Here is a 16,430-nt window from a genome sequence, read left to right on the forward strand (position 1 = left end):
CCTGACCACCGAGCAGAAAAGGTCAGGCAGCTGAGATTTCGGGAATGTTATGCCAGACGGGCCAACGGAAAGTAAACCGGGCGCCGCCAAGTTCACTTTCATCACAGACGACCGTCCCCCCCATAGCCAAAGCAATTGAGTGGACGATGGCTAACCCAAGCCCACAACCCCCGGTTGCCCGGTCACGGCTGGGGTCAAGGCGTACAAACGGTTCAAAAACCTGTTCGCGAGCGTCTGGTGCAATACCGGGACCGTCGTCTTCCACTACCAGCGTGGCTTGATTGCCGTTCAGCAGCAGACTGGCTTGCACTGTAGACTGGCAATAGCGCAGGGCATTGTTCAGCAAATTATCCAGGACCCGCTCCATCAGGCGCATATCCAACGCGCCGTAGTCGCCAGTTTCGAGATGACGTAAGTGCACCGTACGGCCAGGATTCACGCTTTGCACATCCTCCAGATGGGTTGTCAACCAAACAGGCAGGTCAGGTACACTGAGCTTCAGTTCATTTTGCGGGCGATCCAGGCGGGCGTAGGTCAGTAACTCTTCGATCAACGCTTCCAGTTGGCCGATATCACGATTAAGCGCCTGAGATTCCTGCCCGGTGAGGTTATCACTCATTTCCAGCCGGTAACGTAAACGTACCAGCGGAGTACGAAGCTCATGGGCAATACCATCGATGAGCTGTTTTTTACTGGCGATCAGCGCATTGATATTGTCGGCCATTTGGTTAAACGCTACGCCCAGGCGCTCAAAGCTGGAACCGTTGTCAAAATGAAGGCGTTCACTCAGATGTCCTTCACCAAAACGTTGTGCGGCGGATTCGAGTCTTAGCATTTCTTGCCAGTGTGGACGCATCCAGATCAGTACCGGGAAGGCCAGTGAGATAGCAATAAACGCCATCAGCGCGATGTCCAGCAGGCGCATTTGATGAAGAAAATAAAGGTAAGGAACCGGGCCGACGGCCAGCACATAATGGCTGCGAGGAATGCGTTGAATAAAAGTGTATTGATCGTCAAGAGCCACAATATCGCCTTCGCGCAAACGCTGCATGGTTGGGGCATCCAGTGTGTACTTATTCAGCGGTTCAACACGCAGGTCAAATGAGAGGTTTAAGTCCATCTCCTTCAGCGTCTTACCCCAATCGCGTGGCGGGATTTCGCGTAGTTCACTGCGCATCAGGTACAACGAGCTTTTCATCAAATCGTCGAGCGATTGTCTGCCTGCGCGTTCTGCGGTGAATTTGTATACCAGGCCGACCAACAGGGTCATCACCAAAAAGCAGACAAACAGCAGGAGGTAAAACTGCACAAACAGTTTCTTCATAAAAATCACCGAACGCTCAATAAGTTAGCGAGTTCTCGTGTCCCTCAGGGGAAAAGGGGCACAGCAGTATCCGCCGATGCGTGGGAGCAGAAAGGTTATCTGATCACCATCTGGCGTGTTTATCCAGGCAGAGTACACTGTATAACTCTTTTCTGCATTCTTATGGCCCCTACGGGGGCGAAATGACCTTTCGCTTGATAACGCATTGCTTTGTACGCGGTAAGTTAATCAAAATCGGGATGGTGTTGTTCTGGCGTATGTTACGACCGCACCTAAAAGGTTACTTCGTTTCTCAACATAGATTGTGTTGTTATATTCGTAGTTACCTTCGGGATAGCAAATTCTGATGTTAGTCCCGAGATCCGGATCGTCAACATCAGCCCCCGAACAGCTTTTAGAACTTCCTGTAGAGTAGGTGTATGGAGCGGTATAGGACGAGGGGACACCTGGAATGAACCAGGTTATCGCCATAACTGTGATCACTGAAAACAGCACCATGACAATGCTGATGCTACCAAATAATTTCAGATAAGTTTGGAAGGGACTTTTTTTCATTATCCCATTACCTACCAGAAATAAGGTAATTAAAAATGACACTGCCAGAGAAATAAGTATGAGGTATTTGGATGTGAGCGGGTAGAGAAAAGTCGCTCTGTATATCGTTACCTTCCACCAGTAAAAAAGAAAAATTGCGCCGAGAGATAAGACGGTGACAAAAAACAAATATGGATATGAGTATTTTCTCATCCCTGCGACTCCAGAACAATTTCTCCATTTGGATTTAATAAATTACCATTTGTTCTGAATAATGAAAACGGTTCTCTTGTTTGAATTGTTAGGTACGCCGCAGACCAGAGAATTTCCGCTATTTCTGGGGATATAGGCATAATAGTAAAAGGGGTATTCTCACCCATGGCAGGGATGACTGACCTTGCGTATAATGGGTGACGAAACTTCCTGAAAAGTGCTGTGACTGAAAATATGAATCTCAATCGCTGTTGTTATTCGCTACTCATTTTTGCAGCGATCGGCTGCATTTTCACCGCTCACCCTCTTGTCATATGGTTTCTACTCGCCAACATACTGACGTTGCTGTTATACGGCGTGGACAAAATGGCGGCACGCAAGGACTGGCGTAGAGTGCCGGAATCCACATTGCTGGTGTTTGGCGTTGTGGGCGGATGGGGTGGCGCGATAGCGGGTCAACAAATCTTTCGCCATAAAACACAAAAGCAGCCTTTCAAAACCTACTTCATTATCAGTGTGATAGTGAGTATTTCTGTGATGGGCGTGGTTTATCAGTTCTATCCATTTTTACCTTCCTGAGTCTGGTTGGTGAATAAACTGCCGGTTTATCTGAGGCAGGAAATATACTTTTCACCTGAACGCCGCACAATTTCATCGGCATTTTGCGTAATATCTTTTCCTGCAAATGCGCCGTAAAGTTGCTTAAATTTCACTGTACTCAGTCTCTGGGTAATGTTGCTGACCGTTGCAGCTGGCAACGGTAGCATATTAGGGTAGCTCCACATAAAAGAGACGGCATGCGCACCTGGCGTAACCTGGACGATGTCGCCGGAAAGCACCACGCCTTCGTCACGCGCCCAGTGCAGGACGCAGCCGCCAGCAAAGTGTCCGCCGAGACGTATCACCGTGACGTCACGGGTTAACTCAATGGTGTCGCCATCCCAGAATCTAATCCACGGGCTGTCGCGCATTACCCACCTTCTGTCGCTGGCATGAAGGTAAATCGGTGCGTTAAATTCTGCAGCCCAGTCCTGCATGGTGGTGTAGTAATGAGGATGCGATATCGCGATAGCCTTAAGCCCGCCAAGGGACGTTATTAGCGTTTTTGTGGCATCGTCGAGCGAGGCAATGCAGTCCCATAAAATATTGCCTTCAGAGGTACGCAGAATAAACGCGCGCTGATCAATTGCAAAATCAGGAACGGTGCGGATGCTGAGGAGAGTACTGTCGTGTTGCTTCCACTTATTTGTATGCGATGCACACAGGGCGGTAAAATCGACCCATTCCTGTCCGCTCGCAGGGACATACTGGCGTTCATCCTGGCAGATATCGCACTGTTCCGGATGGGCACCAGTTACCTCATAGGATGTTCCACAGGTTTTGCATAACGTGATCATCGTGTCCTCCTTATTTACCGAACACAGTCAGCATGGCACACAGATACACAAGGATGTGCCTGTTAGTGCTCAACCCGTTAAGTCAGTGATGACGGCTGTGGGAGGTTGTAGCTCACCCAAAAGAAAACAGGAATAATGCCGATACGGATCCTTTTGGTTACCATCTTCCAGAGAAAAATGAGGATATTGTTTGGAAAATCGCCTGTTCAACACCTGGCTCAACCGTTGGGGACTCACTCCAGATGGTGAACCGGTTGAAACACACACATCACAGCTTTTGCCTGTAGTGGTCATCAGGGACGGTCAGAAAGCCATACTTAAAATCGCCGACGATGACAGTGAACGGATCGGCTGTGAACTCATGGTCTGGTGGAACGGAAATGGCGCAGCGAAAGTACTTGCTCATGCAGCAGGGGCGATTCTGCTGGAACGTGCGACAGGGACAGGGTCTTTAGCGGACATGTCCTGGACTGGTAACGATGCGCAGGCTTGTCGCATTATTTGCCATGCTGCCAGTAGACTCCATTTCTCCCGGAATGCGTCTACGCCAGCGTTAACACCTCTACACCATTGGTTTAGCGATCTGGCTCCTGCCGCGAAAAAGCATGGCGGTATCCTGACGCGTTGTGCAGCGGTGGCAAATGTACTGCTATCTTCACCCCATGATGAAGTCGTATTACACGGTGACCTACACCACGGCAATATTCTTGATTTCGGAACGAGAGGATGGCTGGCTATCGATCCCAAAGGGCTGCTGGGCGAGCGTGGCTTTGATTACGCCAATATTTTTACTAACCCTGATCTTGCCGAACCCACCAGACCTGTTGCCATTGAGCCGGAAACATTCACACAACGAGTCAACATTGTGTCTGAAATCGCAAGAATTGAACGGCAACGTTTGCTGATGTGGATTGTTGCCTGGTGTGGGTTGTCGTCCGTCTGGTTTCTGCAAGAGGGGGACAGCGCAACGGTACCTCTGCGTATTGCGGAGCTAGCGATGGCGGAACTTGCTTCAGGTGATAATCAACTTTGATCTACGACACTGGGTTAGTAATTCTTAAGAGTTATCATTAGCCTGATAAACGTTATATTAATTAATCAGTGAGTGGTGGTGTGTTGTTTAGCTCAAATTTAATTGGCGGGAAACAATGAACGCATTGTTTTCATTATTTAAAAAACGCCCGAATATTCTTTTGTTGATGGTCTTACTCATCGGGGCAAACATCGTGGCGTGGCTGTGGGCTTTCACCGCGTTTAGTAACAACACGTCATTGCTTGCACTGAGTCTGATTGCGTGGTGCTACGGTTTGCGCCATGCTGTCGATGCCGATCATATCGCCGCGATAGACAGCGCTACACGTAAACTCATGCAGCAGAAAAAACGCGCCCTGACGACGGGAGCCTGGTTTTCTTTGGGGCACTCCACCATTGTGGTACTGGCAAGCATTGGCATTGCACTGACCACCAGCGTGTTTAAGCAACATATGGCATGGTTTCAGAATGTCGGCGGTCTGATAGGAACTACGGTTTCTGCCGTGTTTTTGCTGATTCTGGCTACCATTAATCTCATTATTTTCTGCCAGGTCTGGAAGGCATTCCGCCATCTTAAACGCACCGGTACTTACGATGGCACCACGGAAGACATTACAGTTTCAGGTCCTCTGAACTGGCTTTTCCGCTCAGCGTTTCGGTTGGTAGGCAAAGACTGGCATATGTATTTTGTCGGTTTTCTTTTTGGTCTGGGTTTTGATACCGCCACTGAAATTTCTTTGCTGGGAATTTCTGCTTCAAGCGCGTCCAGTGGCATGTCTGTTTGGTCAATTCTCGTGTTCCCGGCGCTGTTTACCTGCGGTATGGCGTTAATTGATTGTCTCGACAGTATTCTGATGGTTGAGGCCTACGGATGGGCGTTCAATAAGCCGCAACGCAAGCTCTATTACAATATGACCATTACCGGGACTTCCGTGATTGTGGCGCTATTTATTGGCGGACTGGAGGCGCTGGGGCTTCTCTCTGACGCGTTTTCGCTTCAGGGTGGTTTGTGGGATACCGTCAGCAATTTAAGTGACCATATGGGGAATGTCGGTTTTGTGATTATTGGCGTCTTTATCGGCTGCTGGATTATCTCTGCCGTAAATTACCGTTGGAAAAAATACGACGGGCTGACGTTTAGTTGACACAAAAGAAAGCCTTCCAGCAACAGGAAGGCTTTGATCTTTTTAGGACTGACTAATTCGCGTTCACGGGTTGTGGTTTTTCAGCACTCTTTTTCAGGAGCCTGTTAGCCAGCACGCCAGACATCATCGAACCGTTCACGTTTAATGCCGTTCTGGCCATATCGACGACAGGCTCGATAGCAATGAAAATCCCCACCAGCGCGACCGGGAAGTTCAGTGTTGAAAGGACGATCAGCGCAGCAAATGTTCCGCCACCGCCTACACCCGCCACCCCAATAGAACCCAGCGCAATCGCAGGTAGCATGGCGAGCAAAAAATGTACTGATAGCGGATCAATACCAATTGTTGGAGCAATCATCGCCACCATAATAGCTGGATAGATCCCTGCACAGCCATTTTGACCCATGCTGGAGCCGAATGAAGCCGCAATATTGGCAATGGTGTTTTGCACGCCAAATTTTTCTTGTGCGGAAATAGCCAGTGGAATAGATGCTGCACTGCTGCGTGAAACAAATGCAAAGGTTAAAACTGGCCAGACAGTTTTAAAATAGTGAACGGGATTATTACCGCTCAGAACCAGTATCAGTGCGTGGACGATAAACATCATCAGAATCGCAAGGTAACAGGCAGCAATAAAGCCTAACAGACTGGCAAATTGTTCAAATCGATACGCGGAAAATACGCCTGCCATTAATGCCATCACACCATAAGGGGTGAGAGCAATAACGATACGCACCATTTTCATCACCCAAATCTGGATAGCGTTAATGCCAGCACTTAATTTTTCACCTTCTTGCGGGGCGTCCTGTTTGACCTTTAATAATGCCACGCCGGCAAGTAGGGTGAAAATAACAATGCCAATGACGGAAACGCTTCTGGCCCCTGTTAGATCGAGGAAGATATTCGTGGGGATCAGAGATGTAACCAGTTTAGGCAGTGAAATGGCGGCTGTTTTATTTACATCGTCTGCCGTCAGCGTGGACTGCATATGAACAAACGCACTGGCGTCCAGGCATAATACATGCGCAGTCAACAGCCCAATAAAACCGGCAATCATTACCAGACAGAGCATGCATCCGACGATGGTTAACGACATTTTCCCAATGCCAGCGCTGTTTTCGAGCTTATTAATGGCTGAGAGAATAGAGATGAAAATCAGCGGTACCGCAACCAGCTTCAGTAAATTCACATAGCCGTTGCCGATAACATTGTACCAGTCGATAACTGTTTTTCTTTCGTCAGCAGCAATGAGATGCAGGGATAAACCGATAACGGCACCCGTAAAAATAGCGATGAAGACGCTTTTTGAAAGAGAGTGACTTTTTTGGTTGATTCTGAAAATTGCCCATGAACAAACCAAAAAGAACGCGATATACGCGAGCGAAACGAACATATTGTAGCCTCTTGCCTCATTCAGCACCTGAAATGCCGGAAAGAGTTTTGTTAGTGCGAAAAAACCGATGAACCATAAGGGTTCAGGACCGCGACGGATTATAGGGAGGGGGGAGGGTAACAGCCACACAAAAAGTGTGGAACGGCGTCGGATGGCGTTTGTATGCCTGTTCTGTAGACGATTTTAAGTGACAGTGTAACGTATTGTGAATAATCCAGCCGATCGATGAGATCGGCCCGGTGGCATTACTTCTGTGGCTCGTCGTCCCAGGCGTGGGGTGCAAAGAGATAACCTTTATTGCGCACTGTTTTGATTCGATAAGGTTCAGTCGCGTTATCGAGCAGTTTTTTGCGTAACCGGGAAATCGCGACATCTACGCTGCGATCCATGCCGTCATAGCTTACGCCACGCAGGTTCTTCAGCAACGCATCGCGGTCCATAATCTGCCCGGCATGGGTTGCCAACTCCCACAGTAATTCAAAATCAGCGGTGGAAAGGGAAACTTGCTCGCCGCCGAGCAGCACGGAGCGGTTGGTTGGGTCGATAGTGAGTGTGCCGAAGCGCAGCGTTGTGTGCGGTGTGATGGTCGCCGATTGAATGCCTTTAGACTGGGTTGAGTACTCATTCTGACGCAGGTGCAGACGCAGGCGAGCCAGCAGCACCGCTGGCGGCGTGGTTTTCAGAATATAGTCACAGGCGCCCATTTCCAGTGCCAGGATATGGTTCATGTCGCTATCCAGCGAGGTGAGCAGGACAATCGGGCCTTGCCAGCGTCCGCGTAAATCTCGGCAGATAGTCATCCCGTCTTTGCCCGGCAGCATGATATCTAATAACACCAGATCGGGTTGAACGTGCAGGATTTTCTCCTCGGCCAAATCACCACGAGGTTCAAGGATAACCTCAATATCATGCCGGGCCAAATAGGCTGCAATCAGTGAGCCAACTTCGGGATCATCTTCAACAAATACGATGGTGTTCATATCATTAATTTTTGAATATAAAACGCCAACATACACCGCCCTGGTTTTTCCTTCCATTAATCTTTTCTAAACAAGAACGCTTCCGTTATGCTAGGGGCTGATGTTATTGATGTGTTAAGGCAGAGTGATGGGACTCGTTATAAAAGCGGCGCTCGGTGCGCTGGTGGTGGTGTTGATTGGCTTGCTGGCGAAAACAAAGAATTACTATATTGCCGGATTAATTCCGTTGTTCCCGACGTTTGCGTTGATTGCCCACTATATCGTGGCCAGTGAACGTGGGATCGAGGCGTTACGTACAACCATCATATTCAGCATGTGGTCGATTATTCCCTATTTTGTCTACCTCGTTTCACTGTGGTATTTCACCGGATTTATGCGCTTACCCGTTGCGCTCGGCGGATCAGTGGTGTGCTGGGGCCTGAGCGCGTGGTTGCTGATCTTTTGTTGGATCAAACTGCACTAACGCAGATGACGCCCGCCATCAAGGGCAAAACTACGTCCGGTGACAAAACAGCTGGTTAACAGATAGTCAATTAAATCAATGACTTCTTTTTCACCTGGTGCGGTTTTCATCAGTGATTTGTTCAGTGCCTGCTGGCGATACTCTGCATCATCACCCTCGTTAAACAGGATAAGTGAAGGGGCAATCGCGTTCACTTTCACTTCCGGTGCCAGTTTGCGCGCGAACGAGCGGGTCATATTATCCAGCGCCGCTTTGCTGGCAGCATAAGCAATGTGCTTGTCGCTGCCGCGCTCCACAACATAATCAGTAAAATGGATTATATCGCTGGCCGCGTGTCCATGACCGCGTAGCAATCCTTCCAGTGCATGGTTGAGCAGGTAGGGCGTATTGACATGAATCTGCATCATGGCTGACAGCACATCGGTCAGCGGTGTACCAGGCTTTTCTGCAAGCCAGGCACTGGCATTATGCACAATAGCGCGCAAGCCATCCGTCTGAGCTTTGACCTCATCAGCAAAGGCCAGCACGCCTTCATCCGTGGAAAAGTCAGCAGGGATACAAATCGCGCCCGCTTCTCGCAGGCCGTCAATGGCAGGATAGTGCGTACGGTAGCTGACGATAACTGGCTGTTTTTGGTTCAGAAAGTGCCATGCGACGGCGAGGCCGATACGACGACCACCTCCGGTGATAAGAATTGGCAAAGGGTTTTTTTTACCCATCGTAATCTCCATATGTCGCGAACGATGGGTATAACGTTACCCCATCAGCATCCAGGTAGCCGGCACAGCAGCAACAAGCAGCAGGCCGATCAGCGCCATCTCCTGGCGTTTTAATACGTTTTCATGCGCGTGCGTTTTACGGGCATAAAGGAAAACCAGCAGTCCTGGCGCATACAGCACTACGGACAGCAGCAGGTGCATCGGACCTGACGCATACAATAACCATATGCCATAAATACTCGCCCCGATACCGACAGCCTTATGAATCGGACGGGTAGCAATTTTTAACAGAAATGCGCCGACCAGCAAATAGGGCACCAGAATCATCTCTGAGGCGATAGTCAATAACGTATTGTAGTCGGAACCAGTAAGCCAGATCAGCACCAGGCAGAGCTGTACGCAGATGTTGGTCAGCCATAGCGACGCCGATGGCGCGCCTTGCGCGTTCTGTCGCGCAAAAATGCGCGGAAACGCTTTGTGCGTGGAGGCGAGGAACGGCACTTCCGCCGCCATAATCGTCCAGCTTAGATAGGCACCACACACGGAAACAATCAGACCTGCGGCAATAATAATTTCGCCCCATGATCCCATCATTTTAACCATCAGACCGGCCATTGACGGGTTACGGATCTCCGCCAGTTCGGGACGTGCGACAACGCCCAGAGACAACAGGGTGACCAGCAGGTAAACGCCCAGTGCGGCAAGTACCGCCAGCAGCGTGGCGCGTCCGACATCGCGTTTGTTTCTGGCACGGGCAGAAACCACCACCGCGCCTTCCACACCGATGAATACCCACAAGGTGATGAGCATGGTGTTTTTGACCTGCTCCCAGACGGGAACGCCCAATGCTACGCCGGTAAAATCGAGAGTAAAGGTGTCGAGCTTAAACAGCATGAACGCCAGCACGATAAACAGACCCAGCGGCAGTAATTTCGCCAGCGTCGCGACCAGGTTAATACTGGCTGCCGTTTGCACACCGCGCAGCACAAGGAAGTGTACGATCCACAGCAGCATCGATGCGCCCACAATCGACTGCCAGGTATTACCGTCGCCAAACAGACGTAACTCAGGCGTGTCGGTAAAGAAGCTGAGTGCAGAGAAGACAATGACCAGATACGAAACGTTGGCGATAACGGCACACAGCCAGTATCCCCACGCGGAGCAGAAGCCAATCAGCTCGCCAAAACCTTCACGCGCATAGGTAAAAATACCGCCATCCAGTTCAGGACGGATACGCGTCAGGATCAGCATGGCAAAGGCGAGCAAAAGAATACCCGCACCGGTAATCGCCCAACCAATCAGTAATGCAGCCGGGCTGGCTACTGCCGCCATGTTTTGTGGCAGGCTGAAAACGCCAGCGCCGAGCATTGAGCTTAAAACCAGCGCGGTCAGTGCGCTCAGACCCAATTTCTTTTCCATTTGTATCCAGTTACAAAAACGAGAGTGAGAGAATAATTATTTTGGCAAACCGCATAAAAATGGTGAAAGCCACTAAGGCGCGGGATTTTACGGAGAGAAGAGAATGCATGCAATGGGGATAGAGAGATTTGTGACTAATAGTGTGAAAAGTTGTCTTAATACTGCTGTTTTTGTTTTGTCTGGGAGCAGAACTGCGCGAAATTATCAGGTCTACAAGGACTGTAGACCTGATAATACATTGGGTATTACTTATACAGATCGGCGCTGATTGTCACGTTGTTACCACGTTCTGACCACTGGCGGGTGATGTGATAATACTTCGCGCCTTTTTTCGCAGCGCGTTTTGCTACCTGATAAGAAACTTCCGTCATGTTGCCGTAGTTACCGGTGAACTTGATGCTGTCGAACGGTACCATCATGGCGGCGGTCGCTTTGTTCAGTTCTTCAACTTTGGTTCCATCCGGTAGCGTGACAGTGTAACGTCCGCCTTTGGTGGATTGCGTTTCGAAGAAGCGACCGACTTCAGCACTCGGAGAAGCGGTAGTCGCAACGCCTGGGATCTCAACTTTCTTCGCGGCTTCGCCACCTGCTGCTAATGCGGCGCGTCCGGCATCAGAATCTGCTGGGATTGCATCAGGGCTTTGCACGACGCGTTTTTTCGCATCAGCTTTGTAGATGAATGCGGTAATACGCTGGTTGCCGCCCTGGTTGGCATCGACCTGGCGCACGATATAGAAGGAATATGCACCTTTCTCTCTCGCAGCTTTGGTGATTGCATCGTTTACTTCAGGCTGGCTACGGTAGAAACCCTGTACCGTAACGGTATCGTAAGGTTCAATCAGAACGGCCTGATCTTTAGGCAATTCCATAACGCCGTTAATGATACGGTTTTTTGACGCTTCCGCTTTTTCAGCGTCAGCTTTATAGACGTCGGCAACAACGCGCCAGTTACCGCCGCTGCCAAAATCTGAAGTATCAACAACATAAAAGGAGGCTGCACCGTCTTTATCTGCACGGCGTGATACGGCAGCAACTGCATCACCGATAGCATTAAAACGACCGGTGACCACAATGCGGTCATAGGGTTTCAGGGCAGCCGCTTGCTCCGGCGTCAATTCTGTCGCTGCATTGACAGAAAAAGCAGTCGCAGAAATAAGTGCGGACGCCAGGAGAGTGTTCTTAAGCTTCATAAAAATAATCCTTCGCCTTGCGCAAACCAGGTACTGGTATTGTTATTGACTAGAAACGTCGCTGATTATTGCATTTAAATTGCGTCAGTGTCTGCGTCATTTTTCACTCATCGTGCCACCTGGCTTAACAACATCGATAACATTTTGTGATATGCCGAAAAATTCGGCGTTTGGTGACCAAAACTGATAAAGCAGTTGAATTTCATAAGTTAATTTAATGTTAATTAATTGTTTTTGGCAGGTACGTAATCATGTTTTGCCGCTTCGCTTAAGCGAATTATCAGCCTTTGTGGGCTATTTTTAGGGCATTTTATCTGTCTGAGGTTCGATTCATCTCTATTTTGCGAATTTCATAATAAATACTGTTTTTTGGCGCTAGATCACAGGCGTCATTTTCAGTAGGTTATACAGAGTTTGTTACTGTTTTATTTTATTGAGGTAACACTGACCTCTCTCGAGAGTGCGCGCATGCCTCGTGCGAACATTGATAAACCATCATCATAATTACAGATGGAAGGGAACATTATGCGAATTGGCATACCAAGAGAACGGTTAACCAATGAAACCCGCGTTGCAGCCACGCCGAAGACGGTTGAGCAGCTGCTTAAGTTAGGTTTCAGCGTCGCGGTTGAAAGCGGTGCAGGTCAACTGGCGAGTTTTGACGATAAGGCGTTTGTACAAGCAGGCGCAGAAATTGTTGATGGAAATGCAGTCTGGCAGTCAGAGATCATCCTGAAGGTCAATGCGCCGGAGGAGGCGGAAATTCCGTTACTCAATCCGGGCACGACGCTGGTGAGTTTTCTTTGGCCCGCGCAAAACCCTGAACTGTTGCAAAAGCTTGCAGAGCGAAACGTGACAGTTATGGCGATGGACTCCGTGCCGCGTATTTCGCGCGCACAGTCGCTGGATGCTTTGAGCTCAATGGCGAACATCGCCGGGTATCGCGCTATTGTTGAAGCTGCACATGAATTCGGTCGCTTCTTCACCGGCCAGATCACCGCCGCAGGCAAGGTTCCACCTGCCAAGGTCATGGTGATTGGTGCGGGTGTGGCAGGTCTTGCGGCGATCGGTGCGGCAAACAGCCTGGGCGCTATCGTGCGTGCTTTTGATACCCGTCCGGAAGTGAAGGAACAAGTGCAGAGTATGGGCGCCGAGTTCCTTGAACTGGACTTTAAAGAAGAAGCGGGCAGCGGTGATGGCTATGCCAAAGTGATGTCCGAGGCGTTCATCAAAGCCGAAATGGAACTCTTCGCTGCACAGGCGAAAGACGTCGACATTATTGTTACCACTGCGCTGATCCCGGGCAAACCGGCCCCGAAACTGATCACCCGTGAAATGGTCGATTCGATGAAAGCGGGCAGCGTAATTGTCGATCTTGCCGCGCAAAACGGCGGTAACTGCGAATATACCGTGCCTAATCAGGTGACAACCACCGAGAACGGGGTGAAGGTTATCGGCTATACCGACCTGCCTGGCCGTTTGCCAACGCAATCTTCCCAGCTTTACGGCACCAACCTCGTCAACCTGCTCAAACTGTTGTGCAAAGAGAAAGACGGCAATATCACCGTCGATTTTGACGACGTGGTTGTTCGCGGTGTCACGGTGGTTCGCGAGGGTGAAATCACCTGGCCTGCGCCACCTATCCAGGTTTCTGCTCAGCCGCAGGCTGCGCAAAAAGCCGCACCTGCACCGAAAGAAGAGAAAAAACCTGTCTCTCCGTGGCGCAAATATGCACTGATGGCGCTGGTGGTGATTTTGTTTGGCTGGCTCGCCGACGTTGCGCCGAAAGAGTTCCTTGGTCACTTTACGGTGTTCGCGCTTTCCTGCGTGGTGGGTTACTACGTGGTCTGGAATGTGTCACATGCGTTGCATACTCCGCTGATGTCTGTGACTAACGCTATCTCAGGGATTATCGTGGTTGGGGCGTTATTGCAAATTGGCCAGGGTGGCTGGGTGAGTTTCCTGAGCTTTATCGCGGTGCTTATTGCCAGCATTAATATTTTCGGTGGCTTCACCGTGACTCAGCGCATGCTGAAAATGTTCCGGAAAAACTAAGGGGTAACATATGTCTGGAGGATTAGTTACAGCTGCATACATTGTTGCCGCTATCCTGTTTATTTTTAGTCTGGCGGGGCTTTCGAAACACGAAACCTCTCAGCAGGGTAACAACTACGGTATCGCCGGGATGGCGATTGCGCTGATTGCCACGATTTTTGGCCCGGATACCGGCAATGTTGCGTGGATCCTGGTGGCGATGATCATCGGCGGCGCGATTGGTATTCGTCTGGCGAAAAAAGTTGAGATGACCGAGATGCCGGAGCTGGTGGCAATTCTGCACAGCTTCGTTGGTCTGGCAGCGGTACTGGTGGGCTTCAACAGCTACCTGTATCACGACACGGGCCTGGAGCCGATTCTGGTGAACATTCACCTGACGGAAGTGTTCCTGGGTATCTTCATCGGTGCGGTAACCTTTACCGGTTCTGTGGTGGCCTTTGGCAAACTGCGCGGCAAGATCTCCTCTAAACCGCTGATGCTGCCGAATCGTCACAAAATGAATCTGGCGGCGCTGGTTGTTTCTTTCCTGCTGCTGGTGGTATTTGTCCGTACCGAAAGCGTGGGCCTGCAGGTTCTGGCGCTGCTGGTGATGACCATAATTGCACTGGCTTTTGGCTGGCATCTGGTGGCCTCCATCGGTGGTGCGGATATGCCGGTGGTCGTTTCAATGCTCAACTCCTATTCAGGATGGGCTGCGGCGGCGGCGGGCTTTATGCTGAGCAACGATCTGCTGATCGTTACCGGTGCGCTGGTCGGTTCTTCTGGTGCGATCCTGTCTTACATTATGTGTAAGGCGATGAACCGTTCATTTTTCAGCGTTATTGCAGGTGGCTTTGGTTCTGACGGTTCTTCTACTGGATCAGATGAAGAAGTCGGTGAGCACCGTGAGATTACTGCGGAAGACACAGCAGAAATGCTGAAGAACTCGCACTCCGTGATCATCACCCCGGGCTACGGCATGGCAGTGGCTCAGGCACAGTATCCGGTCGCGGAAATCACTGAGAAACTGCGCGCACGCGGCATCAAAGTGCGCTTCGGTATTCACCCAGTAGCAGGGCGTTTGCCCGGTCATATGAACGTACTGCTGGCGGAAGCCAAAGTCCCTTATGACATCGTGCTGGAAATGGACGAGATCAACGATGATTTCGCCGATACCGATACCGTGCTGGTGATTGGTGCCAACGATACGGTAAACCCGGCGGCGCAGGATGACCCGAACAGCCCGATCGCCGGTATGCCGGTGCTTGAAGTATGGAAAGCGCAGAACGTCATCGTGTTCAAACGTTCGATGAACACGGGCTATGCTGGTGTGCAGAACCCGCTGTTCTTTAAAGAAAACACTCATATGCTGTTTGGCGATGCCAAAGCCAGCGTGGATGCGATTCTGAAAGCGTTGTAATCGTCAGTGAAAACTAAGACGGCCTCTGCGGAGGCCGTTTTGCATTTTACTCTTTGTTGAGATCGCTCAGTAACACCGCAATGCTTTGACCGCCATTGGTTTGCTCTAGCGCGATTTTCACAATGATGGTTAGCGGAACAGAAAGCAGCATCCCAACAGGGCCGAGCAGCCAGCCCCAGAAGATTAACGACAAAAAAACCACCAGCGTAGATAGTCCAAGTCCACGCCCCATGATCCGCGGCTCGAGGATATTCCCGAATACCAGGTTGATGACCAGATAGCCTGCCAGAACCACCAGCGCATCGTAAAGGCCGCTAAATACCAGCACCTGAGCAATAGGGGGAATGGCCGCCAATACCGAACCGATATTAGGGATGTAGTTCAGGGCGAAGGCCAGTAATCCCCAGACAAAGGCAAAGCGCACATCCAATGCAGCAAGCATGCCCCAGGCGACCAACCCGGTCACAATGCTGATTGCCGTTTTAAGCACCAGATAGTGAGAGACGCTGTCGATGGCGCGTTGAATCGCCGCCATACCTTCAATGGGGCGACTCATCATTTGTTTTAGTTTGTTGGGCAGTTGCGGTACTTCCAGCAGCATAAAAACTACCGTCAGTAGCAGTAAAAAGATCGATGACATAGCATTCGAAAGCTGCGCCAGCAAATTGGTCACCAGCGTCATTGCCGCGTTTGGATCGATATATTTGACGAGCTCATCCACGGAAACGCCGATCCCTGCGCGTTGTAACCATGGTTCAAGATTTTTTAGTGGAATAACCAGTGAAGAGCGATATTGCGGTAGCGTACGCGCAAGCTCATTTAAGGATGTACCTAAATACGCTAACAGCAGTACCATTAGCATTACAATAATAACGATGAGCAATGACACCGCAAATACGCGCGGTATGCGAATCTTGACCATCCGCTGCACCACGGGGTTCAGCACAACGGCTATAAATAACGCCAGAATAAAGGGGACGATGATATCTGCGGCAAAGCGAATGCCGCTCAGAATGATAACCAGCATGCCCAGCATAATGACTATTTTTAGACCGTTAAGCGTGATGATCGGTTTCGCCATATGTATTCCTGCGTTTTTGATTTTTGAATCTGAATAATAGTGTGATTTGCGTCGAGCCGTTATAACAAAAATCAAACGGGGCAGGT

General features: G+C 50.0%; 15 protein-coding genes. 6 read left to right on the plus strand and 9 right to left on the minus strand.

Annotation, left to right across the window (positions count from 1 at the left end; all coding sequences use genetic code 11):
* Nucleotides 1-22: 22 nt before the first annotated feature.
* Together rstB and WN16_RS24700 are read right to left on the minus strand one after the other, a co-directional pair.
* Nucleotides 23-1,324 (minus strand): two-component system sensor histidine kinase RstB, encoded by a 1,302-nt coding sequence (gene rstB / locus WN16_RS14845; protein WP_003028962.1) that lies wholly within the window; start codon nt 1,322-1,324, stop codon nt 23-25.
* Nucleotides 1,325-1,552: 228 nt separating this feature from the next.
* Complete coding sequence (locus tag WN16_RS24700) at nt 1,553-2,071, minus strand: hypothetical protein (RefSeq protein WP_003836400.1); 519 nt, start codon at nt 2,069-2,071, stop codon at nt 1,553-1,555.
* A 234-nt stretch (nt 2,072-2,305) separates the two neighbouring features.
* Between WN16_RS24700 and WN16_RS14855 the strand changes: the two genes are divergently transcribed.
* Nucleotides 2,306-2,650 (plus strand): DUF1294 domain-containing protein, encoded by a 345-nt coding sequence (locus tag WN16_RS14855; RefSeq protein WP_003028959.1) that lies wholly within the window; start codon nt 2,306-2,308, stop codon nt 2,648-2,650.
* Nucleotides 2,651-2,676: 26 nt separating this feature from the next.
* Here WN16_RS14855 and WN16_RS14860 read toward each other — a convergent pair whose 3' ends face one another.
* Nucleotides 2,677-3,468: an MBL fold metallo-hydrolase gene (locus tag WN16_RS14860; RefSeq protein ID WP_003028958.1), complete on the minus strand. Its 792-nt coding sequence runs from the start codon at nt 3,466-3,468 to the stop codon at nt 2,677-2,679.
* 190 nt (nt 3,469-3,658) lie between these two features.
* Between WN16_RS14860 and WN16_RS14865 the strand changes: the two genes are divergently transcribed.
* Entirely contained in the window at nt 3,659-4,501 is an 843-nt protein-coding gene (locus WN16_RS14865) for an aminoglycoside phosphotransferase family protein (protein WP_044699875.1), read from the plus strand.
* 115 nt (nt 4,502-4,616) lie between these two features.
* On the plus strand, nt 4,617-5,645 hold the full coding sequence (locus WN16_RS14870) for a HoxN/HupN/NixA family nickel/cobalt transporter (protein ID WP_003843565.1): 1,029 nt from the start codon (nt 4,617-4,619) through the stop codon (nt 5,643-5,645).
* 52 nt (nt 5,646-5,697) lie between these two features.
* Here the strand turns inward: WN16_RS14870 and WN16_RS14875 are convergent, their stop codons facing one another.
* Both WN16_RS14875 and rstA read right to left on the minus strand, forming a co-directional pair.
* Nucleotides 5,698-7,038 carry an L-cystine transporter gene (locus tag WN16_RS14875; protein ID WP_044699873.1) on the minus strand — a complete coding sequence of 447 codons (1,341 nt, stop codon included), beginning with the start codon at nt 7,036-7,038 and terminating at the stop codon, nt 5,698-5,700.
* Between the two features lie 245 nt (nt 7,039-7,283).
* On the minus strand, nt 7,284-8,027 hold the full coding sequence (rstA, locus tag WN16_RS14880; RefSeq protein WP_170864051.1) for a two-component system response regulator RstA: 744 nt from the start codon (nt 8,025-8,027) through the stop codon (nt 7,284-7,286).
* 118 nt (nt 8,028-8,145) lie between these two features.
* Between rstA and WN16_RS14885 the strand changes: the two genes are divergently transcribed.
* The gene (locus WN16_RS14885) at nt 8,146-8,481 is read left to right on the plus strand and encodes a GlpM family protein (protein WP_003028950.1); all 336 of its coding nucleotides are present in this window, start codon (nt 8,146-8,148) and stop codon (nt 8,479-8,481) included.
* Here WN16_RS14885 and folM read toward each other — a convergent pair.
* The 3 genes from folM to ydgH form a co-directional block, all read right to left on the minus strand.
* Complete coding sequence (gene folM, locus WN16_RS14890; protein WP_016150208.1) at nt 8,478-9,200, minus strand: dihydromonapterin reductase; 723 nt, start codon at nt 9,198-9,200, stop codon at nt 8,478-8,480. The two genes, WN16_RS14885 and folM, sit on opposite strands and share 4 nt — an antisense overlap.
* A gap of 36 nt (nt 9,201-9,236) precedes the next feature.
* Nucleotides 9,237-10,619, minus strand: coding sequence for an amino acid permease (locus tag WN16_RS14895; RefSeq protein WP_003836385.1), 1,383 nt, complete (start codon nt 10,617-10,619; stop codon nt 9,237-9,239).
* A gap of 245 nt (nt 10,620-10,864) precedes the next feature.
* On the minus strand, nt 10,865-11,809 hold the full coding sequence (ydgH, locus tag WN16_RS14900) for a DUF1471 family protein YdgH (RefSeq protein WP_003028946.1): 945 nt from the start codon (nt 11,807-11,809) through the stop codon (nt 10,865-10,867).
* Between the two features lie 525 nt (nt 11,810-12,334).
* Between ydgH and pntA the strand changes: the two genes are divergently transcribed.
* Both pntA and pntB read left to right on the plus strand, forming a co-directional pair.
* Nucleotides 12,335-13,864 carry a Re/Si-specific NAD(P)(+) transhydrogenase subunit alpha gene (gene pntA, locus WN16_RS14905; protein WP_016150210.1) on the plus strand — a complete coding sequence of 510 codons (1,530 nt, stop codon included), beginning with the start codon at nt 12,335-12,337 and terminating at the stop codon, nt 13,862-13,864.
* 10 nt (nt 13,865-13,874) lie between these two features.
* Nucleotides 13,875-15,263 (plus strand): Re/Si-specific NAD(P)(+) transhydrogenase subunit beta, encoded by a 1,389-nt coding sequence (pntB, locus tag WN16_RS14910; protein WP_032935797.1) that lies wholly within the window; start codon nt 13,875-13,877, stop codon nt 15,261-15,263.
* Nucleotides 15,264-15,309: 46 nt separating this feature from the next.
* On the opposite strand, the gene WN16_RS14915 is transcribed toward pntB, so the two are convergent.
* Nucleotides 15,310-16,344 (minus strand): AI-2E family transporter, encoded by a 1,035-nt coding sequence (locus WN16_RS14915; protein ID WP_016150211.1) that lies wholly within the window; start codon nt 16,342-16,344, stop codon nt 15,310-15,312.
* Nucleotides 16,345-16,430 lie beyond the last annotated feature (86 nt).

The organism is Citrobacter sp. ABFQG, from assembly GCF_004322975.1.
Taxonomy (GTDB): Bacteria; Pseudomonadota; Gammaproteobacteria; order Enterobacterales; family Enterobacteriaceae; genus Citrobacter; species Citrobacter freundii.